Source organism: Methylosinus sp. (assembly GCF_036560965.1).
GTDB lineage: Bacteria > Pseudomonadota > Alphaproteobacteria > Rhizobiales > Beijerinckiaceae > Methylosinus.
On record NZ_DATBQF010000018.1, the window covers coordinates 322,204 to 343,903 of the forward strand.

Below are 21,700 nucleotides of genomic sequence, written 5' to 3' on the forward strand. Positions count from 1 at the left end.
CCATGACAGAACAGCGATTCGGCGCGCCGATTTCGCCCCGGCGGGGTGGCGGCCTACCCGCCGACCCCGAAAGCCGCCAGAGCGGCCATATTGACGATATCGGCGTCGGTCGCGCCCAATTGAACGATTTGGATCGGCTTGTCGAGCCCGACGATCAGGGGCCCGAGCACGGTCGCCCCGCCCAGCTCCTGCAGCATTTTGGTGGAGATGGAGGCGGAGTGGAAGGCGGGCATGATCAGCACATTGGCGGTGTCGCTGAGGCGGGAGAAGGGATAGGCCGCCATCGCTTGACGGCTGAGCGCCACATCGGCCGCCATCTCGCCCTCGTATTCGAAGTCCACGCGCCGCGAATCGAGCACGCGCACCGCATCATGGACGCGGGCCGTGCGCTCGCCCGGCGGATAGCCGAAGGTCGAGAAGGCGAGCATGGCGACGCGCGGCTCGAGGCCGATGCGCCGCGCGACGCCGGCCGCCTCGATCGCTATGTCGGCGAGATCGGCGGCCTCGGGCATCTCGGTGATCGCCGTGTCGGCGACGACGACGATGCGCCCATTCGCCAGCACCAGCGAGGCGCCGATGAGCCTGTGTCCCGGCTTCTGGTCCACGACATGGCGCACATCCTCCAGCGCATTGGAGAAATTGCGGGTGACGCCCGTCACCATGGCGTCGGCGTCGCCCTGCGCCACCATCGCCGCGGCGAAATGATTGCGGTCGGTGTTGATGAGACGCTGGCAGTCGCGGAACAGAAAGCCCTTGCGTTGCAGCCGCTCGAACAGAAATTGCGCATAGACGCCATTGCGCGAGGAGAGCTTGGCGTTATGCACCTCGATCTGATCGCCGAGCTCCAAGCCGGCGTCGCGCGCGGTTTGCGCCACGCGCTCCTCGCGGCCGACGAGAATGGGCCGCCCCAGCCCTTGCGCGACAAAGGAGAGCGCCGCGCGAATGACCTGCTCCTCCTCGCCCTCGGCGAAGACGACGCGCTTGGGATCGCGCCGCACGCGATCATAGATCGTATGCATGAGTCCGGCGATCGGATCGCGCCGCGCCGACAATTCGGCGCGATAGGCGTTCATATCGACGATCGGATGACGCGCGACGCCCGAATCCATCGCCGCGCGCGCCACCGCCGGCGACACGATGGAGATGAGGCGCGGATCGAAGGGCGCGGGGATCAGATAGTCGCGGCCGAAGCGCGGCCGAGCGCCCTGATAGGCGTTGGCCACCTCGTCCGGCACATCCTCGCGCGCCAGCTCGGCGAGGGCTTTCGCCGCGGCGATCTTCATCTCCATGTTGATCGTCTTGGCGCGCACGTCGAGCGCGCCGCGGAAGATGTAGGGAAAGCCCAGAACATTATTGATCTGGTTGGGATAGTCGGAGCGCCCGGTGGCCACGATGGCGTCCGGCCGCGCGGCCAGCGCGTCCTCCGGCGTGATCTCGGGATCGGGATTGGCCATGGCGAAGATGACCGGATCAGCGGCCATGCTCTTCAGCATGTCGGGCGTCAGCGCGCCTTTCACCGAGAGGCCGAGGAAAATATCGGCGCCGTCCAGCGCCTCGGCGAGCGTGCGCGCGCTCGTCTCGACGGCATGCGCGCTCTTCCATTGGTTCATGCCTTCGACGCGGCCGCGATAGACGACGCCCTTGGTGTCGCAGAGAATGACGTTCTGCGGCGAAAAGCCCATCGCCTTGGCGAGATCGAGACAGGCGATGCCGGCCGCGCCCGCGCCATTGCAGACGAGGCGCGTGTCCTTTATGTCGCGGCCGGTGAGATGCAGCGCGTTGAGCAGGCCCGCGGTGGAGATGATCGCCGTGCCGTGCTGATCGTCGTGAAAGACGGGAATGTCCATCAATTCGCGCAGGCGCTCCTCGATGATGAAGCATTCCGGCGCTTTGATGTCCTCGAGATTGATGCCGCCGAAGGAGGGGCCGAGATAGCGCACGGCGGCGATGAAGGCCTCCACCTCCTGCGTGTCGATCTCGAGATCGATGGAGTCGATGTCGGCGAAGCGCTTGAACAGCGTCGCCTTGCCTTCCATCACCGGCTTGGCGGCCAGCGCGCCGAGATTGCCGAGGCCGAGGATCGCCGTGCCATTGGTGATGACGGCGACCAGATTGCCCTTGACCGTGTAATCGTAGGCGAGGGAGGGATTTTCCGCGATCGCCAGCACGGGGGCGGCGACGCCGGGCGAGTAGGCGAGCGAGAGATCGCGCTGCGTCGCCATGGGCTTGGTGGGCACGACGGCGATTTTGCCGGGCCGGCCGCGTGAGTGGTAGAGCAGGGCCTCCTTGTCGGTGAAGACCGGACGTTCGTGTTTCGGAGGCTGATCCGCCATTTTTCCCCCTCTTGTCCCGAATCATCGGATTGCCCGCGGCACTTAGCAAGACGTTTGCGACGACAATATGCCGAAGGTCGCGGCGTCCCCCTCATCCGACCCTCGCTGACGCGAAGGCCACCTTCTCCCGCAAGGGGAGAAGGGGAGACGCCCTTCCGGCGAGATTCGGACATAAAGTGAGGCGCGGTCACGAAGCTGCCCGCTTCTCCCCTCGCGGGAGAAGGGGGCCCCGCGAAGTGGGGTCGGAGGGGCGCCCACGCTCCCTTTGAACCTCCCGCCCTTTGTGTCTTAGTGAGACACGAACCAAAGAAGAGCACGAAGCGTCTCATGGACGAGAAACCGCGATCCGACGACAAGGCCGCCCGGCCGACGCCGATGATGGCGCAATATATAGAGATCAAGGCGGCCAATCCCGATTGCCTGCTCTTCTATCGAATGGGCGATTTCTACGAGCTGTTCTTCGAGGACGCCGAGACCGCCTCGCGCGCGCTCGGCATCATGCTCACCAAGCGCGGCAAGCATCAGGGCGAGGACATTCCCATGTGCGGCGTGCCGGTGGAGCGCGCCGACGACTATCTGCGAAAGCTCATCTCGCTCGGCCATCGCGTCGCGGTCTGCGAGCAGATGGAGGACCCCGCGGAGGCGCGCAAGCGCGGCAATAAATCGGTCGTCAAGCGCGATGTCGTGCGGCTCGTCACCCCCGGCACCATCACCGAGGAGCAGCTTCTCGATCCCGCCCGTCCCAATGCTTTCGCCGCGCTGGCGCGGTTGCGCGCGGGCGACGGAGGCTGGCTCTACGGCCTCGCCTGCGTCGATATCTCCACCGGCGCCTTCGATGTCGCCGAGGTCGGCGAGGCGGAGCTGGCCGGCGAATTGGCGCGGCTCGAGCCGCGCGAGATCGTCGCGGCGGAGGCGCTCTGCGCGGACCCGCGGCTCACGTCGCAGCTCGCGCTTCTCGATGCGCCGCTGACGCCCTTCGGCCGCGATCTGGGCGCCGGCGAGAGCGCGGCGCGGCGGCTGCTCGATTTTTTCTCCGTTGCGACGCTCGAGGGTTTCGGCGCGCTCGGCGAGGCGGAGATCGCGGCGGCGGCCGCCGCCATCCTCTATGTCGAGCGCACGCAAAAGGGAAAGCGCCCGGCGCTGCGCCGCCCGTCGAGCCTGCGCCGCAGCGCGACGCTGGAGATCGACGCGGCGACGCGCGTGAACCTCGAGTTGACGCGCACGCTGAAGGGCGAGCGCGAGGGCTCGCTGCTGGCGACGATCGACATGACCGCGACGCCCGCCGGCGCGCGTCTGCTGGCCGAGCGCATCGCCGCGCCCGCCACCGCGCCGGCGTTGATCGCGCAGCGGCTCGACGCGGTCTCCTTCTTCGTCGGCGAGCCGGAGCTGCGGGCGCGGCTGCGCGCCATTCTCGCCCGCGCGCCGGATGTGGCGCGGGCGCTGTCGCGGCTTTCTCTACAGCGCGGCGGCCCGCGCGATCTCGGCAATATTCGTGCGGCGCTCGCCGCGGCGCGGGAGATCGTCGCTCTGTTTTCCGCGCGCGAGGCGGCGGCGCTGGTCGCGCAGGAGATCGCGGCATTCACCGTCTCGGATGGCGAATTGGAGCGCGCCATCGAAACGCGGCTCGCGCCCGATCCGCCGATCGACAAGCGCGTCGGAAATTTCATCGCGCCGGGATTCGACGCCGAGCTGGACGAAGCGCGCGGCTTGCGCGACGAGAGCCGCCGCGTCATCGCCACGCTGCAGCAGCGCTATGTCGAGCTGGCCGAAACGAAACAGCTCAAGATCAAGCACAATAATTTTCTCGGCTTCTTCATCGAGGCGCCGCAGACGCAGGGCGAGAGGCTGCTGCGGCCGCCTTTCGACACGGTCTTCACCCATCGCCAGACGATGCAGGACGCCATGCGCTTCTCGACGCGCGAGCTGGCGGAGCTGGAGGCCAAGATCGCCTCCGCCGCCGATCGCGCGCAGGAGCGCGAGCTGGCGCTGTTCGAGGAATTGGCGGGCGCCGTGCTCGCGCGCGCGCAGGAGCTGCAACGATCGGCGGAAGCCTTCGCCGCGCTCGATGTTTTTGCCGCGCTCGGCGAGCTGGCGGTCAAGCGCGATTGGACGCGCGCGCATGTCGATTCCTCGCTCGATTTCGAGATCGTCGGCGGACGTCATCCGGTCGTCGAGGCCTCGCTGGAAGCGCAAGGGAAAAAATTCGCGGCCAATGATTGCGACCTCGGCGACGCGCGCGCCGGAAAGATCGCCGTCGTCACCGGGCCCAATATGGCCGGCAAATCCACTTATCTTCGGCAGAATGCGCTCATCGCGATTCTCGCCCAGGCGGGCTCTTTCGTGCCGGCCAAGAGCGCGCGGCTCGGCGCCGTCGATCGGCTGTTCTCGCGCGTCGGCGCGGCCGACGATCTGGCGCGCGGGCGCTCGACCTTCATGGTGGAGATGGTGGAGACGGCGGCCATATTGAATTGCGCCGGCCCGCGCTCGCTGGTCATTCTGGACGAGATCGGCCGCGGCACGGCGACCTTCGACGGGCTCTCCATCGCCTGGGCGACGATCGAGCATCTGCATGAGGTCAATCGCGCGCGCGCGCTGTTCGCGACGCATTTCCACGAGCTGACGCAATTGACGAAACGCATGGGACGGCTCGTCAATCTCACCATGAAGGTGAAGGATCACGCCGGCGAGGTGGTGTTTCTGCACGAGGTGGCGAAAGGCGCGGCCGATCGATCCTACGGCGTGCATGTCGCCGAGCTCGCGGGGCTTCCGGCGAGCGTGGTGGCGCGGGCCCATGCGATTCTCGCGGAGCTCGAGGCGGCGGACCGGCGCGCCCCGGTGACGAAGCTCATCGACGATCTGCCGCTGTTCGCCCATGTGACGAGCGCGCCGTCGCCGAAGGACGCGCTGCGCGAGGCGTTGGCGGCGATCGATCCGGACGCGTTGACGCCGCGTGAGGCGCTGGCCGCGCTCTATGAGCTGAAAGCCAAGGCCGGCGGGCGCTGAGCGCGCGCCTCAATCGTACGCATAGGCGGAATAGGCCGCATTCGCCTGCGACGTGGTCGAGGCGCTGTCGAGCTTCGCGCCGCCGAGCGTGAGATCGCGCAGGCTCGCCAGCAGCGCGTCGATCTGCGCATAGGGGTCCTTCTGGGCCGAAACGTCCGTCTCGGCGGACGTCTTCCGGCCGTTTCCCGTGTCGGTTTTCGAAGCGTCGATATTCGCGGCGCGGGGTGCGGTCTGCGTGCTGCTCGCGGCGACTTCCGGAGACGTCGGCCGGCGCTCGACGCTCGGCACCGTGGGCAAATTGTAGGAGAGGCTGGAAAGGGCCAGTGACAAGACCATGCTCCCGTCTGTCGGTTTTTCGAGACGAGAAACGGTTTAGACGACGGGTTTTAACGTAGGCGGCGGAAGGTCTACGCAATTTTACCGATCTTAGGTTTTGCGCGCCGTCATCGGCCGATCGCCATCAATGGCCGATCACGATCAACGGCCGATCACTTGCACGCCGGGCGCGTAGCGCAGCGCCTCGCCCACCGTCGTCGCCTGAATATCGTCCATGAATTTCCGCGACACGATGGTCACGCTGCCGGGGACATCCATCACATGGCGCTTCTCGCCGCCGGGGCCGGTGACATAGGGGACGTAATAGCCGTCTTCCGCGGGCGGGGCGGGGGCGCGTTTCGCCTTTTGCGACGAGGCGGCGAGCGCGGTCGTCGAGATCAGCGCCAATGCGACGCCGGCGAAAATTCGAACATGATCCATTCGAACATGACGCATGACGATTTCTCCTCGCGGTCGTTCGAGCGCGCTCCCATATTTATCACGAAGGCCGGGGGCTCCGAAGAGAATTTCGTCGCCGCGGTCGGGCGACAGCGCAACGCCGGGCTTCCTATCGAGTGAGAAGCAAAATGGCTCGGATCGCGTCATTCCGCATCGCTTCGGTGGAATAGCGCCGCGGCGGCGCTAGAATGACGGAACGATTCTCTTTCGGAGCCCCCGATGTCCTACCGTGCGCCAGTCGACGATCTGCTCTTCGCCATGCGGCGGGCGGCGGGCGCGGCGGCGTTCGAGCCGGGCGGGCTCTATGCCGATCTCGACGCGGCGACCGCCGCCGCGACGCTCGAGCAGGCCGCCAAATTCGCCGAGACGGCGCTGCTGCCGCTCGACCCGATCGGCGACCGCGAGGGGGTGACTTTCGCCGCCGGAGCGGTCGCGACCGCGACGGGCTGGCGCGAGGCCTATGCGCTCTGGGTCGAGGGCGGCTGGAACGCGCTCGCCGCGCCGCCCGCTCACGGCGGCATGGGCCTGCCGCTGCTGCTCGCCGCCGCCTGCACGGAGATCTGGAACGCCGCCAATATCGCCTTCGCGTTGTGCCCGCTGCTCGGCCAGGGCGCGATAGAGGCGATGGAGATTCATGCGAGCGAGGCGCTGAAATCCGCCTATCTGCCGAAGATGATCTCCGGCGAATGGACGGCGACGATGACTCTCACCGAGCCGCAGTCGGGCTCCGATCTCGCCCATTTGCGCACCCGCGCCGAGCGCGCCGGCGACGGCTCCTATCGTCTGTTCGGTCAAAAGATCTTCATCACCTATGGCGAGCACGACCTCGCCGAGAATATCGTTCATCTGGTGCTGGCGCGGCTTCCCGACGCGCCCGCCGGCACACGCGGAATTTCCCTATTTCTCGCGCCCAAATTCCTGCCCGGCCCGGACGGGCGTCCCGGCGAGCGCAATGATCTTCGCTGCGTGGGCGTCGAGCGCAAGCTCGGCATCCATGGCTCGCCGACCTGCACGATGTCCTATGGCGACGGCGGCGGCGCGATCGCGTTTCTCGTCGGCCGCGAGAATGAGGGGCTCGCCTGCATGTTCACCATGATGAACAATGCGCGGCTCTCGGTCGGGCTGCAGGGCGTCGGCCTCGCCGAGCGGGCGACGCAGAAAGCGCTGGCCTATGCGCGCGAGCGCCGCCAGGGCCGCGGCCCCTCCGGCGATCCGGCGCCGATCATCGAGCATCCGGACGTCGTCCGCATGGTGATGACGATGAAGGCGAAGACCGCCGCGGCGCGGGCGATCTGCTATCTCACCGCGGCGGCGATGGATCGCGCCCGCCGGCTGGAGGGCGAGGCGGCGGAGGCGGCGCAGGAGCGGGCCGGCCTGCTGACGCCGCTGGCCAAGGCCTATTCCACCGACATCGGCGTCGAGGTCGCCTCGCTCGGCGTTCAGGTCCATGGCGGCATGGGCTTCATCGAGGAGACCGGCGCCGCGCAATTGTCGCGCGATGTGCGCATCACGCCGATCTATGAGGGAACCAACGGCATTCAAGCGATCGATCTCGTCACCCGCAAGCTGCGCCTCTCCAAAGGCGCGGCGGTGTGGCGGGAGATCGACGACATGCGCGCCGACATAGACGCGCTGGCGGCGAGCAATGAGGCGGTCTTCGTCAATATCGCCGGACGCGCCGCGGCGGCGGTCGACGCCTTCGAGCGGGCGACCGACTTTTTATCGGCCGCCGTCGATCCGCACGGGCAGGAGGCGCTCGCCGGAGCGACGCCCTATCTGCGGTTGTTCGCGCTCGCGCGCGGCGTCACTCTGCTCGGGGCCGGAGCGCTCGCCGCGCATCGCGCCGCCGCCGCCGAGGCCGCGACGCACAATCGAATCGTCACGGCGCGCTTCTTCGCCGATAATCTCGCCGTGGCGGCGGAGGGGCTCGAGCGCGCCATCGTCGGCGGCGGGGAGTCCATCATCGCCGGACTGGCGCTGCTGTCCTGCGGAGGCGATCGAACCTCCGGCCGCGATTGAAACGAGCGGCGGAGCCTCGAGAGATGAGAGAGACGTTCATGCGAGATCAGGAGATCGTCGTGCGTCGGGATGGCCCCGTCATGCGGATCGTCATCGACCGGCCGGCCAAGCGCAACGCGCTCGACAAGCCCATGTACGAGGCGATGATCGCCGCTTTCGCCCAGGCCGATGCGGAGGAGGAGATTCGCGCCATCGTCCTGTCGAGCGCCGGCGACGATTTCACCGCCGGCAACGACCTCGAGGATTTCCGGCGTCCGCTGGACAATCTGCAGGAGTTTCCGGCGCTGCGTTTCGTCCGCGCGCTGGCGGGGCTGCAGACGCCCATCGTCGCCGCGGTCGTCGGCGATGCGGTCGGCGTCGGCGTGACCATGCTGTTCCATTGCGATCTCGTCTATGTCTCGCATGGCGCGCGCTTCAAAATGCCGTTCGTCGATCTCGGCGTCATACCGGAGGCGGCCTCGACCCTGTTGATCCCGCAGCGCATCGGCCTCGTGAAAGCGACCGAATTCATGCTGCTGTGCGAGAGTTTCGGGGCCAGCGAGGCGCTGCGTCTCGGCGTCGTCAACGCCGTCGCCGGCTTCGACGAGGTGGAGGAGATGGCGCTCGACGCCGCCCGCCGGCTCGCCGCCAAGCCGCGCGCCGCCCTCGCCGCGACGCGTCGGCTGCTGCGGGGCGATGCGGCGGCCGTTGCCGCGCGGCTGGAGGAGGAGGCGGCGCTATTCGCGGCGGCGCTGACGATGCGGGAGACGCGCGCCCGGCTCGAGGCTTTTTTCGCGGGCGTGAAGGAGAGCGAGAGCGGCCTGCTGATTCAGTCGTCGGACAATCGGGCGTAGTTCACCAGACGCGACGCCCTCAGCAATATGGCGCGCATTTTTTCGCCGGCGCGGGCGCAGGTCCCGGCGAGCCGGTCCAAATTCTGCGGGGCGCCGGAGCGATATTGCAGGCGAACCGCGGCGACGCTGGCGACGGCGATGGTGTCGAGCTCGGCGACATAGGCCTCGAAGCGGCGCTTGAAGTCCGGGCTCACCCTCTCATAGGCGGCGAGCGCGGAGTGCCGGCCGGCGAGCTGCGATCGCTCGAAATATTCTTTATATGTCACCGGGCGCCAGGCCAGCAGATCGTCGATGAGCTCGGGCATGTGCGGAAGCTGCTCCAGCATCATGACGAGCTCGTTGAACAGATTGAGATAGTCGTTAGCCAGTCCGGAGACCGGACTGATCAGCGGCTTGGTGGTCGAAAATTGACTCGGCCCCCGACTGCCGTCGATTTGATCGAGCGTTGCGAATTGCGCGTCAGCCGTCATAGGAAATCCCGATATGCTGCATTTCACTATGGGCTCCAATTGATAAGAATCTCTTTCCGCGTCTCCTCGACGATTGCGAGAAGGCGCGGAATTTCCGCGGGTTCGCGGCGCCGCGAGAATGGGAGGATCATAAGCGGATCATGTGCGGGAGATACGCCATCACCCTGCCGCCACAGGCGGCGCGCGATTATTTCGGCTATGTCGACCAGCCGAATTTTCCGCCGCGCTACAATATCGCGCCGACCCAGCCCGTCCCCATCGTGCGGCAGGAGCGCGATCCGCGCGGCGGCGAGGCGCGGCGGTTCCAGCTCGTCCGCTGGGGCTTTCTGCCGGGCTTCGTGAAAGATCCGGCCGTCTTTCCGCTCATTATCAACGCCCGCGCCGAGAGCGCGCCGGAAAAGCCCAGCTTTCGCGCCGCGATGAAACGGCGCCGCTGCCTGTTCGTCGCCGACGCTTATTACGAATGGCGGCGCGAGGGGGCCAAGAGCCGCGCGCGGGCGAGCCGGCCCTATCTCTTCCGCCACGCCGACGCCACGCCGCTGGCGCTCGCCGGCCTCTATGAGACATGGATCGGCAGCGACGGCAGCGAGCTCGACACGGCCTGCATCCTCACCGTCTCCGCCAATGGCGCGACGGTCGCCATACATGATCGAATGCCGGCGATTCTCGCGCCGAAGGACTTCGATCTCTGGTTGAGCCTCGACGAATATGCGGCCGAGGCGGCGTGGCGCCTGCTCGTCCCGGCGCCCGACGACGCGCTCGCGTTTTTCGAGATCGGCCCGGACGTCAATAAGGCGTCCAATGACGGACCCTGGATTCAACAGCCGCGCGCCGATCTGCTCGCCTGAGCGGCCCGAGGGCCGAAGGCTGGGGATGAAAAACGCCTTGGCGGCGCGCCGGCGGGTGATATGAATCGCGGCCGTCGCTTATTTCGACGCGAGAATTTCTCGAAGGGAGTTTTGGGATGCGTATAGGCATGCGCGCCGCTGCTGTGGCGCTGGGGATCGTTCTGACCACGTCGATGGGCTCTGCGAGCCTCGCCGGCCCCTATAATCCGGTCACGCAGGCGGCGCAGTCGAAGCTCGTCGTGCAGGGCTTCGATCCGGGAACGCTCGATGGCGTCGTCGGGGCGAAGACGACTGCGGCGATCACCGGCTTTCAGCAGAAATCGGGCCTGCCGCAGAATGGCGCGCTCGACGCCGCGACGCTCGAAAAGCTCGGAATCGGCGTCTCGACGTCGAAGCCGGTCGCCGATTGGATCGCCGTTCCGACCCAGGAGGAGATCGACAAGCTCGTCGCCGCCAAGAATAGTCCGGCCCAGCCCTTCAGCAATTATGCGCCCAACGCCGCGGCCGCGGGCCTGTCGCTGCCCGGCGCGGCGATCCTCGCGGCGATGAACCAGAGCGCCGACATTTACGGCAGCCGCCGCGCCGGCGAGCCCAAGCATACGGATCAGGGCTATCAATATACGGCCGATTGTCTGAAGACGAATTATTCGCCGACCGACTGGTCGGACATCGCAATTCATTACTATTGCCAGATGTCGAAGCCGCGCGCCTGCTACACTTATGCGCTGTCCGGCAAGTCGACGCCCGCGGGATTCAAATATCAGCGTCCGGCCGCCTATCGTGGCTGCGCGGCGGGAAAGCTGAAGGAGGCCGCCGATTTCGTCGCCTTCGTGCCGAAGACGCAGCCGCTGGTCTTCCAATATGTGATGTTCGGCCAGACCCACGCTTTCGATCACGAGCAGGAGCAGGCGATCATCAACGCCTTCTACGGCGTGAAGAATCCGGCCGACAAGGCGGAATGCGCCGCCAAGCGTCCCCGCCGCACCGAGGACCCGACCGACGGCACGCATTGCCTCGTCAGCAAGATTCTGTCGCCGCGCCTCGCCGGCAAGGGCGATTGATTACGACGCCGGCCGCCCCTCTCCCGCGTTAGCGCGGGAGGGTGAGGGAGGGGACGCGGCGGACCTGTGTGTCAAAGCCGTCGCGTCGCCTGCGTCAGCCATTTGCGCGTCTTGGCGTCGAGATACGGCGACAACTCCGCCCGCACCCGCGCGTGATAGGCGTTGAGCCAGCGCGTCTCCTCGAGGCTCAGGAGCTTCGGCTCGACGAGCGCCAGATCGAAGGGCGCGAGGGTCAGCGTCTCGAAGCCGAGCATCTCGCGCTCGGCGCCGTCGATCTCGCGCTTCTCCACGACGATCAGATTCTCGAGGCGAATGCCATATTCGCCGGCGCGGTAATAGCCCGGCTCGTCGGAGAGGATCATGCCCGGCTGCAAAGGCGTCGAGCCGAGCTTGGAGATGCGCTGCGGCCCCTCGTGCACCGAGAGATAGGCGCCGACGCCATGGCCCGTGCCATGGTCGAAATCGAGGCCCGCCTCCCACAGGCTGCGCCGCGCGAAAGCGTCGAGCTGCGCGCCGCTGACGCCGACCGGAAACACCGCGCGGGCGACGCCGATATGCCCTTGCAGCACGCGCGTGAAATGCTCGCGCAATTGCTTGGAGGGCCGGCCGACGCCGATGGTGCGCGTCACATCCGTCGTGCCGTCGAGATATTGCGCGCCGGAATCGACGAGATAGCAGCCGCGCGCAATGCGCAGATCGCTCGCCTCGGTCACGCGGTAATGCGGAATGGCGGCGTGCGGGCCGAAGGCGGAGATGGTGGGAAAGGAGAGATCGCGCAGCTCGCCGCTCTCGCGGCGGAAGGTCTCCAGCGCCTGAGCGGCGGAGATTTCCGTGAGCCTGCCCTTGGGCGCGGTCTCGGCGAACCAGGCGAGGAAGCGCGTCAATGCGACGCCGTCGCGCAAATGCGCGGCGCGCGCGCCGTCGAGCTCTATGTCGTTCTTGATCGCCTTCAGCAGCGCGATCGGATCGTCGCCGAGCTTGGTCTTGCCGCCTTTCGCGCGGAAGAGCTCGACGAGCTTCGCCGGCGCGGTGGCCGCGTCGAACAAGATCGTCAATCCGCGCGCGCCGGCGTCGGCGAGATCCGCGACGATATCCGCCGCCTCGTAGAGATCGACGAGGCCTTCGAGGCTGCTTCTCGTCTTGGCCGAGAGCTTGGCGGGATCGACATAGAGCAGCGGCCGCCCGTCCTTGGGAAGAACGGCGAAGGCCAGCGCGATCGGCGTATGCGCGACGTCGGCGCCGCGCAGATTGAACAGCCAGGCCAGCGCATGCGGATCGGAGACGAGCAGCGCATCCGCCTCGCCGAGCGCCTTGCGCACGCGCGCGATCTTCGTTTTGGCGGCGACCCCGGCGAGCCGCGGCGGATAGAGCGAGATCGCCCCGCAGGGCGGCTCGGGCCGGTCGCTCCACACGGCGTCGATCGGATTGTCGTCGAGCGGAACCAGCGTCACGCCCTTGCCCTCGAGGGCTTTGGCGTAACGCTCGATCTGCGCGGGCGTATGCACCCAGGGGTCATAGCCGATGCGCGCGCCCTGCTTCGCCGTTTGCGCGAGCCAGCGCGACGGCGCGGTCTGGCCGATGTCGAAAACGGCGACGCGCTTCACATCGACCTGCTCGGGCGCCTGCAGCGTGTAGCGGCCGTCGACGAACAGCGCCGCCTTGTCGGCGAGCACGACGACGACGCCGGCCGAGCCGGTGAAGCCGGTGAGCCAGGCGAGGCGCTCGGCCGATTTCGGCACATATTCGTTCTGATGCTCGTCCGCGCGCGGGGCGATGAAGCCGTCGATCTCGCGGCGCGCCAGCTCTGCGCGCAGGGCGGCGAGGCGCTCCGCGCTGTCCTGCGCGCCGGCGTCGTCGGCGAAGCTCTGGAATCTGCTCTCGAACATGTCTCGAACCTATGCCCTTCCCCGCTTTGCGGCAATATGGCGGCTCAATCGAGCCGCCGCGCCATCAGCGCTTCGTCGAGATAGACGCCGTCCGCCGTCTTCACGGAGGCCGGCTCGACGCCATAGATGGTAAATCCCCAACGCTCGTAGAAGCGCCGCGCTCGGTGATTGTCGCGCATCACGGTCAGCGTGACGATCTCGCAAGCGCCGCGCGCCTGCTCGATCAGCGCCGCCATCAGCGCATCGGCGCCGCCTTCGCCTCTGTGCCGCTCGCGCAGATACATTCCCCACAGCAGCGCTTTGTGCTTCGTCTTGGCGCCCGAGAGACAGGCGAGTCCGGCGACGCCGACCAGCGTCCCGCCATCGAACGCGCCGACGACGAACTCGCGCGTCAGCCGCGCCGCGACATCCGCCGTCGTGAGATGCGCCTCGTCTTCCGGCGCGAAGCGGAATTCGCGCTCGTTCAGGCGGAAGCCCTCTTGCCGCAGAGCGTGGAACTCCGCCGCATCGGCGGGCGTGAGCCGGCGGATCGTCAGCGCCATGGTCGCGGTTTCGTCCTCTCTGGTCACAGGCGTCGCGTAGCAAGGCGCGCGCCGGCTCGGCCTCGACAGGGACGAAACCGCTTCGGCGCCGCGTGAGATGCGGTAGATCGCACGTCATGACGAAGCGTCTCGATGAGGCCCTGGCGGCGGCGCGCAATCTCCCTGCGGCGATGCAGGACCATCTCGCGCGCGTCATCTTGGCGCTCACGGGCGATGAAACGTCGATCGGTCCGCTGACCGCCGCGGAAGAGGCCTCCTTCGAGGAATCCTTCACGCAGGCGGAGCGCGGCGAATTCGCGACCGACGAGCAAACACGCGTCGGGCCGCGGCCGAGCTCGAGCGAATTCAAACGCCGCGCGCGACCCTCCATGCCTCAGGCGACGGAGTCGTTGTTCCTCACGCGTCGTCCGACGCGCGCCAATCCGGCCGCGTCGCCGCGCCGCCGCTGCGCAGCAGCAGCGTCGCCCAGCCCTCTATGTCGCGGCGCTTGGCCAGCGCAAAACCCTGCGCGCGATAGGCCGACAGCACGCCCGCCACATCGCGCGCCAGCAGGCCGGAGAGCACGAGCTCGGCGCCCGGCGCGGCCACGGCGGCGATCTTGGGCGCCAGCAGGCGCAGCGGCTTGGCGAGAATATTGGCGAAGATCAGATCATATCGCCCCGGCGCGAGCGCGGGATGACGCACGCCAACGGCGACGACCGGCCGCACCCTATCGCCGACGCCATTGAAGCGGGCGTTGACCCCCGCCGTCTCCACGGCGACCGGATCGATATCGCCGCAGGCGACGGGGAGCCGCAGCAGACGCGCGGCGGCTATGGCGAGCACGCCCGTGCCCGTCCCCACATCCAGCACGTTTTGTGGGCGCCGCCGCTTGCAAATATCGGCGAGCGTCAGCAGGCAGCCGAGCGTGGTGCCGTGATGGCCGGTGCCGAAAGCGAGCGCCGCCTCGATCTCTATGCCGATGTCGCTCGCGCCCACGCGGCCGCGGTCGTGCGACCCGTGGACGAGGAAGCGCCCGGCGCGCACGGGCTGCAGCCCCTCGAGCGAGGCGCCGACCCAATCCTTTTGCGAAATCTCGAAGAAGCGCGCCGCCGCCGCGGCTTTGGCGCCCGCCGCGGCCTCGATCAGCGCGCGGATCTGCGCCTCGTCCGGCGGATCGCCGAAATAGACCTCGACGGCCCAGCTTTTTTCGTCGGGCTCCTCGAAAGCCGTGGCCGCGGTCTCGGCGGGATCGAAGGTCTCGACGACGAGATCGGCGATGGCGCGCGCGGATCGCTCGTCGGAGACGAGGCGCAGGCCGTGGCTCGCGCCATTGGGGGGAAGTCCTTCCAGCATAGGCGCGCTTAGCACGCCCGCGCCGCGCCGTCACCCGGCTCGCGCCTCGATCCGCCAGCAGGCGGCGGAAAAGCGCGCTTCGCCGGCCTCGACATAAGGGTCGTAGGCCCGTCGCGCGGCCTCGTCGATTTGCGCGCGCGTCGCCTCGTCGAGATGGGGCGGCAATTGGCCGAGCTTGCCCATGCGCGTGGCGTAGACGTCCAGCTCCTGCTCGCGCAGGGCGCAAGCGACGTCGAGCGGCGTCGTCTCGATCTGCGCCCATCCCGCCGCGGCGAGAATTCCGCGCACGCGCTCGGCGTCGGCGAAGGCGAAACGGCCCGGGGCCGTCGGGTCGAAGGCCGCGAGCTCCGGCAGAAAGGCCGAGGCCGCGCGCTCGCCGGCGAGCATGAAGGGATTGTCCGCCGGGCTCCGCCAGGCGATCAGCGTGAGCCGGCAGCCGGCAGCCGGCAGCCGGCAGCCGGGAGCGGCGGCGCGGCGCAGATTGGCGAAAGCCGCGCGCGGGTCCGCGAAGAACATCACGCCGAAGCGCGAGACGATCGCGTCGAAATGCGCGGGCTCGAGGTCGCAAGTCTGCGCGTCGGCGACGCGGAAGCGAATATTGACGAGGCCGGCCGCCTCGGCGCGTCGCCGCGCGGCCTCGATCATGGTGGCCGAAATATCGAGGCCGACGCATCGTCCGAGCGCGCCGAGCCGCTGCGCCGCGGCCAGGGTCGTGGCCCCGGCGCCGCAGCCTATGTCGAGGACGGAGCGGGCGCCCGCGGCTTCGACGGCCTCGGCCAATATTCGCTCGAAAGGCTGAAATAGCCGGTCGAGCATAGGTTGCTGCTCGACCCAGATTTCGCCGCCGCGCTTGTTCCACAGCGCGGATTGCGCCTCGTTCGGCTCGCTCACCCTTGCACTCCATCGGCTCGGGATCGACCGGCGAGACGCCGCGCGCGAAGACGCTGAAGGCGCGCGGTCTGCCCTTCGGCTCGGCCGTCAGCCCTTCTGCTTGGCGGTCAACCCTTCGGCTTGGCTTGTATTTCCTGCTTGCTGAAATTGGAGAGGTCGCCCTCCGCGGCCGCCGCCCGGCGCCAGGATTTGGCGATGGCCGGATATTTGATCTCGACGCAGATCTTGGCGACCCTCTGCTGCAGCTTCGCGCTGCCGCAGGACGGGCAGACCGGCGTGTCCGAACCGCGGACCAGCAGTTCGCATTCCGCATGACAATCTTCGCATTCATAGGAGTAGAGCGGCATGCTTTCCTCGTCCATTCCTCTCGTCGGCGAGCCGCCCAAGCGGCGCCTAAATTTGAAGCAATAACCGTACCGGCGCGATGCGGCCGCCGCCGCGGCGCCGGCGAAAAAACCGATTGGAACGCCTTTCGCTACGCCTAGACTAGATTGTGAAGCTCTCTCCAAAATCGCGGGCGCCATGTCTTCCGATGATTCGACGTCCTCCACTCGACTGACGGCCCGTTTCATTCCCTCGCTCGAGCAGGTCGGCGCCGCGGCGTGGGACGCGCTCGCCAATCCGGCCGGCCTCACGGCCGAGGAGGCCGGCGGCGAGCGCTTCAATCCGTTTATTTCCAGCGCCTTCCTGCTGGCGCTCGAGCAGTCGAAATCGGTCGGCGCGCGCACCGGCTGGACGCCGCTCTACACGATATTGGAGGACGCCCGGGGCAAGCTCGTCGCCGCCGCGCCCTCCTATGTGAAGACGCATAGCATGGGCGAATATGTCTTCGATTTCGGCTGGGCGCAGGCCTATGAGAACGCCGGCGGGCGCTATTATCCCAAGGTGCAGGTCGCGGTTCCCTTCACGCCGGCGACCGGGCGGCGGCTGCTCGTCGCCCGCGACGCGCCGGAGGGCGCGCTGCCGGGGCTGGTCCATGCGCTGCGGGCGCTGCGCCAGGCGGCGGAGGCCTCCTCCATCCATGTCACCTTCGCGACAGAGGGCGAGGTCGCGGCGCTTTCGGCCGAGGGTTTCGCGCCCCGCACGGGCGAGCAATTCCACTTCTTCAACGAGGCCTATCGCGATTTCGACGCGTTCCTCGCCGCGCTCTCCTCGCGCAAGCGCAAGACCATCAAGCGCGAGCGCCGCGACGCGCTGGGCGACGATCTTTCGATCGACGTCCTGACCGGGGCGGACATAAAGCCCGCGCATTGGGACAAATTCTTCGCCTTCTATATGGACACGGGCGAGCGCAAATGGGGCCGCCCCTATCTGACGCGCGACTTTTTCGACCGCATCGGCGCGACCATGCCCGAGCGCATTCTCCTGGTCATGGCGCGGCGGGGCGAGGACTATATCGCCGGGGCGATCAATTTTCTGGGCGACGACGCCATCTACGGCCGCAATTGGGGCGCGCTGGAGGAGCGGCCCTTTCTGCATTTCGAGGTCTGCTATTATCAGGCGATCGAATACGCCATCCGCCATGGCTATGAGCGCGTGGAGGCCGGCGCCCAGGGCGAGCACAAGCTCGCGCGCGGCTATCGGCCCGTCGCCACCCATTCGGCGCATGATTTCGCCGATCCGCGCCTGAGGACGGCGATCGTCGACTATCTGTCGCGCGAGAAAGTGGCGGTCGACGAATCCATCGCCGATTACGAGGCGAGCCTGCCCTTCCGCCGCGCCGAGGCCGGCGGCGACGATCAATGACGGCGCCGCGGCGCGCGGCGGTCAGGGCGAATCGGGCGGCGGCCGCTTCCCGGGTTGTGGACGGCTCCCGTCCTCGCGCGGCGATTGCGCACTGTCGCCGCGCGGCGATTGCGCGCCCGCCTTGCGCCGGCGCAGATTGGCTTTGAGCGCGGCCGCCAGCGCCGTGGCGTTCTTCTTGGCCGGAGCGGGGGACTTCTTGCCGTTTTCGGTCATTTCGGGGGCTCTGATCGGTGGCGCCGTCACGCGGCTCCGGGTCGGGAAAGCGCGGTAGGCGGCACGAAATTTGCTGACTTTTTCCGCGCGGCCGAAGGTGGCCGCGAGCTCAATCCCAGCACGAGTGGCGACGACGATGCAAACGACTTTCATCAGAAATACCGACGATGGCCGCAAAGTCGAAGTCGTTGGTCCTTATGTCTGCGTCGATGGACAGCCGGTCGCCGACCGGGTCGTCGAGGTCAAGGACCACCCCAATCGCTTTGCGATTCTGCATACGCTTCCCAACGCCGCCTTCATGGCCGGCCCGGTGGTTCTGACCGCCGAGGAGGCTTCGGTCGTGCGTGGCGCGCTGCTGATGGCCAAGCCGTCGCCGACCGACCCGATCGCCATCAACGAGCAGCTCCGCCATGCGGTCAACGCCCGCAACCGCGAGTCCGGCATCGAGTAGTCACTGCGAGTTCCGGGCGCAGGTCTCCTCCCCGACCCTCCTCCGCTTTCGCGGGAGAGGGAGCCGATTCGGCGTTTCGTCGAGAGCGCGCGCAAAGCTCAATAATCGACGGCGACGAGATAGAGCCCATGCGGCGGGGCGACCTGTCCGCAGCGGGTTCTGTCCTTCGCCTCGAGCGCGGCGCGCAGATCGTCGGCGCTCCATTTGCCGGAGCCGACCTGCTCCAGCGAGCCGGCGAGCGACCGCACCTGATTGTGCAGGAAGGAGCGCGCGCAGGCGACGATCTCGATGATGTCGCCCATGCGCCGCACATCGAGCCGCTCCAGCGTCCGCACCGGCGAATTGGCCTGACATTCCGTCGAGCGAAAGGTCGTGAAGTCGTGGCGGCCGACCAGCGCCTGCGCGGCCTCGTGCATGGCCTCCGCATCGATGCGGCGCTTCACATGCCAGGCGCGGCCGCGTTGCAGCGTCAGCGGCGCGCGGCGATTGTCGATCACATAGCGATAATGCCGGCGGATCGCCGAGAAGCGCGCCTCGAAAGTCTCGGCGACGCGGCGTATCTCCAGCACGGCGATCGGGTCCGGCCGCAAATGGGCGTTGAGCGCGTCGCGCAGCCGATCCTCGCGCCAGTCGCGCGTCAGATCGACATGGCCGACCTGTCCCAGCGCATGCACGCCGGCGTCGGTGCGCCCGGCGCCATGCACGACGCGCCGCTCGCCATGCTCCAGCGCCGCGACCGCCTCCTCGAGCCGCTGCTGCACGGAGGCGCCATTGGCCTGCCGCTGCCAGCCGACGAAGGGCGAGCCGTCATATTCGACGGTGAGAGCGTAGCGGTATGTCGCGCGCCCTTCGCCCTCCGCTTCGGGAGGAGGCGGGGAGGTCGCCTCGAATGTGGTCGCCATATTTACGCCGCCAGAGTCATGCCCGGCGCGAGCCGGCGGCCGCGCAAAAATTCGGCGATTCCCATCGGCGCCTTGCCGCTGCGCTGCACTTCCACCAGCCGCAGCGCGCCCTCGCCGCAGGCGACGAGGCCCTTGTCGTCGAGCGCCGCGCCGGGCGCGCCTTCGCCCGCTTCGAGCTTCGTGCGCAGCACTTTCACGCGCTCGAGCCCATGGCCGAGATCGCTCTCGAAAAAGGCGCCCGGAAAGGGCGAGAGGCCGCGCACGAGATCGTGAATCGCGCGCGCCGGGCGTCGCCAGTCGATGCGGCTCTCGCTCTTGTCGATCTTCTGCGCATAGGTGACGCCCTCCTCCGCCTGCGGGGTGAAGGCGAGCGCGCCGGCCGCAAGATCGCGCAGCGATCGCGCCATCAGCTCGGCGCCGGCGACGGCGAGCGCGTCGTGCAGCTCGCCCGTCGTCATATCCTCGCCGATCGCAACGCGCGCGGTCGCGGCGACGGGGCCGGTGTCGAGGCCTGCCTCCATTTTCATCACCATCACGCCGGTCTCGGCGTCGCCGGCCATGACGGCGCGCTGGATCGGCGCCGCGCCGCGCCAGCGCGGCAGCAGCGAGCCGTGCAGGTTGAGGCAGCCCAAACGCGGCGCGTCCAGCGCCGCCTGCGGCAGAATGAGACCATAGGCGGCGACCACCGCGACATCGGCGCCGAGCGCGGCGAAAGCGCGGATCGTCTCCTCGCTCTTGAAGCTCTTGGGCGTGAAGACGGGAATCGACAGTCTCTCGGCCAGCCTATGCACGGGCGAGAGCTTCAGCTCCATGCCGCGGCCGGCCGGCGCCGGCGCGCGCGAGTAGACCGCCGCGACCTCGTGACCGTCGGCGACGATTTTCTCGAGCAGCGGCGCGGCGAAATCGGGCGTGCCCATGAAGACGACGCGCATGCTCGGATCAGGCCTCGATCTTGTCCGCGACGGGGGCGGCCGGGGCGGCGCGGGCGGCGGCCTTGGCGAATTTCTTCACCACGCGGTCGCGCTTCAGCCGCGAGAGATGGTCGATGAACAGCCCGCCCTCGAGATGGTCGATCTCGTGCTGGAGCACGGTGGCGAGCAATCCGTCGGCCTCGATCTCCTGCGCCGCGCCGGCGCGGTCGAGATAGCGCACGCGCACGCGCGCCGGGCGCTGCACATCCTCGTAATAATCGGGGACGGAGAGGCAGCCCTCCTGATAGACGAACAGCTCCTCGGAGGCCCAGACGATCTGAGGATTGATGACGAACAAAGGATTCTTCGGCTCGTCGCCGCGCGCGGCGTCGGCGACGACGATGCGCTTGGCCACGGCGATCTGGATCGCCGCGAGGCCGACGCCGGGGGCCTCGTACATGGTCTCCAGCATATCGTCGAGCAGCTGCTGGAGCTCGCCGTCGAAGGTGGTGACCGGCTCGGAGACGAGCCGCAGCCGCGGGTCGGGCAGGGTGATGATGGGACGAATGGCCATTTGCTTGCTTTCGCGCCTGGACTTTCTGACGGTCTCGACCGTCGAGATAGGGATGCGCCCGGTCTCCGTCAAATGGACACCGGCGCGGCTTTGCGCAGATTATATTCCGCTTCCGCGCGCAATGTAAGAGATCGGACGGCGCGAGCGGCTCTGTGCGGCGGCGCACTTTCGCACGTCGTGAAAGCCGGTTACGACTCCGGCCAGCCGCGACCGCCGTTGCCGCGCGTGGCCCGAACATTCGTTTCGTGGAGCCCGATCATGACCGTTCTCATCCTTCTCGGCGTATTGGTTCTCATCGTCCTCTGGCTCGTCGGCTCCTACAACGGCCTGGTGACGCTACGTCAGCGCTGCCGTCAGGCGTTCTCGGACATAGACGTCCAGCTCAAGCAGCGCCACGACCTCATTCCCAATCTGGTGGAGACGGTGAAGGGCTACGCCGCTCATGAGCGCGGCACCCTCGAGGAGGTGGTCGCCGCCCGCAACAAGGCCGTGGCCGCGCAGGGCCCGCAGGCGCAGGCCGCCGCCGAGAGCGCGCTCAATGGCGTGCTCGGCCGGCTGTTCGCCCTCGCCGAGAATTATCCCGATCTCAAAGCCAATCAGAACTTCCAGCAGCTGCAGAGCGAGCTCTCCGACGTGGAGAACAAGATCGCGGCGTCGCGGCGCTTCTTCAACAACGCCTCGGCCGAATACAACGCCGCCCGCGAGAGCGTTCCGGCGGCTTTCTATGCGGCGTCTTTCGGCTTCACGCCGCAGGAGTTCTTCAATCTAGAGGAGGGCGAGCGCAAAGCCGTCCAGGAGACTCCCAAGGTCCAATTCTAAAGGGAGGTTTCTCCCTTCTCCCGTCGCGGGAGAAGGTGGCCCGGCGAAGCCGGGTCGGATGAGGGGGCGCCGCGATGACAATCCCGAAA

General features: G+C 67.8%; 21 protein-coding genes. 8 read left to right on the forward strand and 13 right to left on the reverse strand.

The window, feature by feature from the left end; translation table 11 throughout:
• Positions 1-53 precede the first annotated feature (53 nt).
• Positions 54-2,333 carry an NADP-dependent malic enzyme gene (locus VIF40_RS05545; protein WP_331936524.1) on the reverse strand — a complete coding sequence of 760 codons (2,280 nt, stop codon included), beginning with the start codon at positions 2,331-2,333 and terminating at the stop codon, positions 54-56.
• A 327-nt stretch (positions 2,334-2,660) separates the two neighbouring features.
• On the opposite strand from VIF40_RS05545, the gene mutS reads away from it, so the two are divergent.
• Complete coding sequence (mutS, locus tag VIF40_RS05550) at positions 2,661-5,336, forward strand: DNA mismatch repair protein MutS (protein ID WP_331936525.1); 2,676 nt, start codon at positions 2,661-2,663, stop codon at positions 5,334-5,336.
• A gap of 9 nt (positions 5,337-5,345) precedes the next feature.
• Here mutS and VIF40_RS05555 read toward each other — a convergent pair whose 3' ends face one another.
• Both VIF40_RS05555 and VIF40_RS05560 read right to left on the reverse strand, forming a co-directional pair.
• Positions 5,346-5,666, reverse strand: coding sequence for a hypothetical protein (locus tag VIF40_RS05555; RefSeq protein WP_331936526.1), 321 nt, complete (start codon positions 5,664-5,666; stop codon positions 5,346-5,348).
• Positions 5,667-5,813: 147 nt separating this feature from the next.
• Positions 5,814-6,107, reverse strand: coding sequence for a TonB-dependent receptor plug domain-containing protein (locus VIF40_RS05560; protein ID WP_331936527.1), 294 nt, complete (start codon positions 6,105-6,107; stop codon positions 5,814-5,816).
• A gap of 222 nt (positions 6,108-6,329) precedes the next feature.
• Between VIF40_RS05560 and VIF40_RS05565 the strand changes: the two genes are divergently transcribed.
• Both VIF40_RS05565 and VIF40_RS05570 read left to right on the forward strand, forming a co-directional pair.
• Positions 6,330-8,129, forward strand: a complete 1,800-nt coding sequence (locus VIF40_RS05565) for an acyl-CoA dehydrogenase (protein ID WP_331936528.1) — start codon at positions 6,330-6,332, stop codon at positions 8,127-8,129.
• Between the two features lie 23 nt (positions 8,130-8,152).
• Entirely contained in the window at positions 8,153-8,962 is an 810-nt protein-coding gene (locus tag VIF40_RS05570) for an enoyl-CoA hydratase-related protein (protein WP_331936529.1), read from the forward strand.
• On the opposite strand, the gene VIF40_RS05575 is transcribed toward VIF40_RS05570, so the two are convergent.
• Positions 8,938-9,432, reverse strand: coding sequence for a hypothetical protein (locus VIF40_RS05575; protein WP_331936530.1), 495 nt, complete (start codon positions 9,430-9,432; stop codon positions 8,938-8,940). The genes VIF40_RS05570 and VIF40_RS05575 overlap by 25 nt on opposite strands.
• Before the next feature lie 140 nt (positions 9,433-9,572).
• Here VIF40_RS05575 and VIF40_RS05580 point away from each other — a divergent pair, with 140 nt between their 5' ends.
• Positions 9,573-10,280, forward strand: a complete 708-nt coding sequence (locus tag VIF40_RS05580; RefSeq protein ID WP_331936531.1) for an SOS response-associated peptidase — start codon at positions 9,573-9,575, stop codon at positions 10,278-10,280.
• A gap of 116 nt (positions 10,281-10,396) precedes the next feature.
• Positions 10,397-11,341 (forward strand): peptidoglycan-binding domain-containing protein, encoded by a 945-nt coding sequence (locus tag VIF40_RS05585; RefSeq protein ID WP_331936532.1) that lies wholly within the window; start codon positions 10,397-10,399, stop codon positions 11,339-11,341.
• A 71-nt stretch (positions 11,342-11,412) separates the two neighbouring features.
• Here VIF40_RS05585 and VIF40_RS05590 read toward each other — a convergent pair whose 3' ends face one another.
• The 5 genes from VIF40_RS05590 to VIF40_RS05610 all read right to left on the reverse strand — a co-directional run bounded on the left by VIF40_RS05590 (position 11,413) and on the right by VIF40_RS05610 (position 16,342).
• Complete coding sequence (locus VIF40_RS05590; RefSeq protein WP_331936533.1) at positions 11,413-13,227, reverse strand: aminopeptidase P family protein; 1,815 nt, start codon at positions 13,225-13,227, stop codon at positions 11,413-11,415.
• Positions 13,228-13,271: 44 nt separating this feature from the next.
• Positions 13,272-13,796: a GNAT family N-acetyltransferase gene (locus tag VIF40_RS05595; RefSeq protein WP_331936534.1), complete on the reverse strand. Its 525-nt coding sequence runs from the start codon at positions 13,794-13,796 to the stop codon at positions 13,272-13,274.
• 369 nt (positions 13,797-14,165) lie between these two features.
• Positions 14,166-15,104 (reverse strand): 50S ribosomal protein L11 methyltransferase, encoded by a 939-nt coding sequence (locus VIF40_RS05600; protein WP_331936584.1) that lies wholly within the window; start codon positions 15,102-15,104, stop codon positions 14,166-14,168.
• A 30-nt stretch (positions 15,105-15,134) separates the two neighbouring features.
• Positions 15,135-15,995 (reverse strand): class I SAM-dependent methyltransferase, encoded by an 861-nt coding sequence (locus tag VIF40_RS05605; protein ID WP_331936535.1) that lies wholly within the window; start codon positions 15,993-15,995, stop codon positions 15,135-15,137.
• A gap of 107 nt (positions 15,996-16,102) precedes the next feature.
• Positions 16,103-16,342: a zinc ribbon domain-containing protein gene (locus tag VIF40_RS05610; protein WP_331936585.1), complete on the reverse strand. Its 240-nt coding sequence runs from the start codon at positions 16,340-16,342 to the stop codon at positions 16,103-16,105.
• A 175-nt stretch (positions 16,343-16,517) separates the two neighbouring features.
• Here VIF40_RS05610 and VIF40_RS05615 point away from each other — a divergent pair, with 175 nt between their 5' ends.
• The gene (locus VIF40_RS05615) at positions 16,518-17,741 is read left to right on the forward strand and encodes a GNAT family N-acetyltransferase (protein WP_331936536.1); all 1,224 of its coding nucleotides are present in this window, start codon (positions 16,518-16,520) and stop codon (positions 17,739-17,741) included.
• A 21-nt stretch (positions 17,742-17,762) separates the two neighbouring features.
• Here the strand turns inward: VIF40_RS05615 and VIF40_RS05620 are convergent, their stop codons facing one another.
• Positions 17,763-18,107 (reverse strand): hypothetical protein, encoded by a 345-nt coding sequence (locus VIF40_RS05620; protein WP_331936537.1) that lies wholly within the window; start codon positions 18,105-18,107, stop codon positions 17,763-17,765.
• Here VIF40_RS05620 and VIF40_RS05625 point away from each other — a divergent pair.
• Entirely contained in the window at positions 18,091-18,405 is a 315-nt protein-coding gene (locus tag VIF40_RS05625) for a hypothetical protein (protein ID WP_331936538.1), read from the forward strand. The two genes, VIF40_RS05620 and VIF40_RS05625, sit on opposite strands and share 17 nt — an antisense overlap.
• A gap of 98 nt (positions 18,406-18,503) precedes the next feature.
• Here the strand turns inward: VIF40_RS05625 and truA are convergent, their stop codons facing one another.
• The 3 genes from truA to def are packed head-to-tail and all read right to left on the reverse strand — an operon-like array spanning position 18,504 to position 20,792.
• Complete coding sequence (gene truA, locus VIF40_RS05630) at positions 18,504-19,307, reverse strand: tRNA pseudouridine(38-40) synthase TruA (protein ID WP_331936539.1); 804 nt, start codon at positions 19,305-19,307, stop codon at positions 18,504-18,506.
• A 2-nt stretch (positions 19,308-19,309) separates the two neighbouring features.
• A complete protein-coding gene (gene fmt, locus VIF40_RS05635) occupies positions 19,310-20,239 on the reverse strand; it encodes a methionyl-tRNA formyltransferase (RefSeq protein WP_331936540.1) in 930 nt (309 codons plus the stop codon).
• A gap of 7 nt (positions 20,240-20,246) precedes the next feature.
• The gene (gene def / locus VIF40_RS05640) at positions 20,247-20,792 is read right to left on the reverse strand and encodes a peptide deformylase (protein WP_331936541.1); all 546 of its coding nucleotides are present in this window, start codon (positions 20,790-20,792) and stop codon (positions 20,247-20,249) included.
• Positions 20,793-21,050: 258 nt separating this feature from the next.
• Here def and VIF40_RS05645 point away from each other — a divergent pair, with 258 nt between their 5' ends.
• On the forward strand, positions 21,051-21,611 hold the full coding sequence (locus tag VIF40_RS05645) for a LemA family protein (protein WP_331936542.1): 561 nt from the start codon (positions 21,051-21,053) through the stop codon (positions 21,609-21,611).
• Positions 21,612-21,700 lie beyond the last annotated feature (89 nt).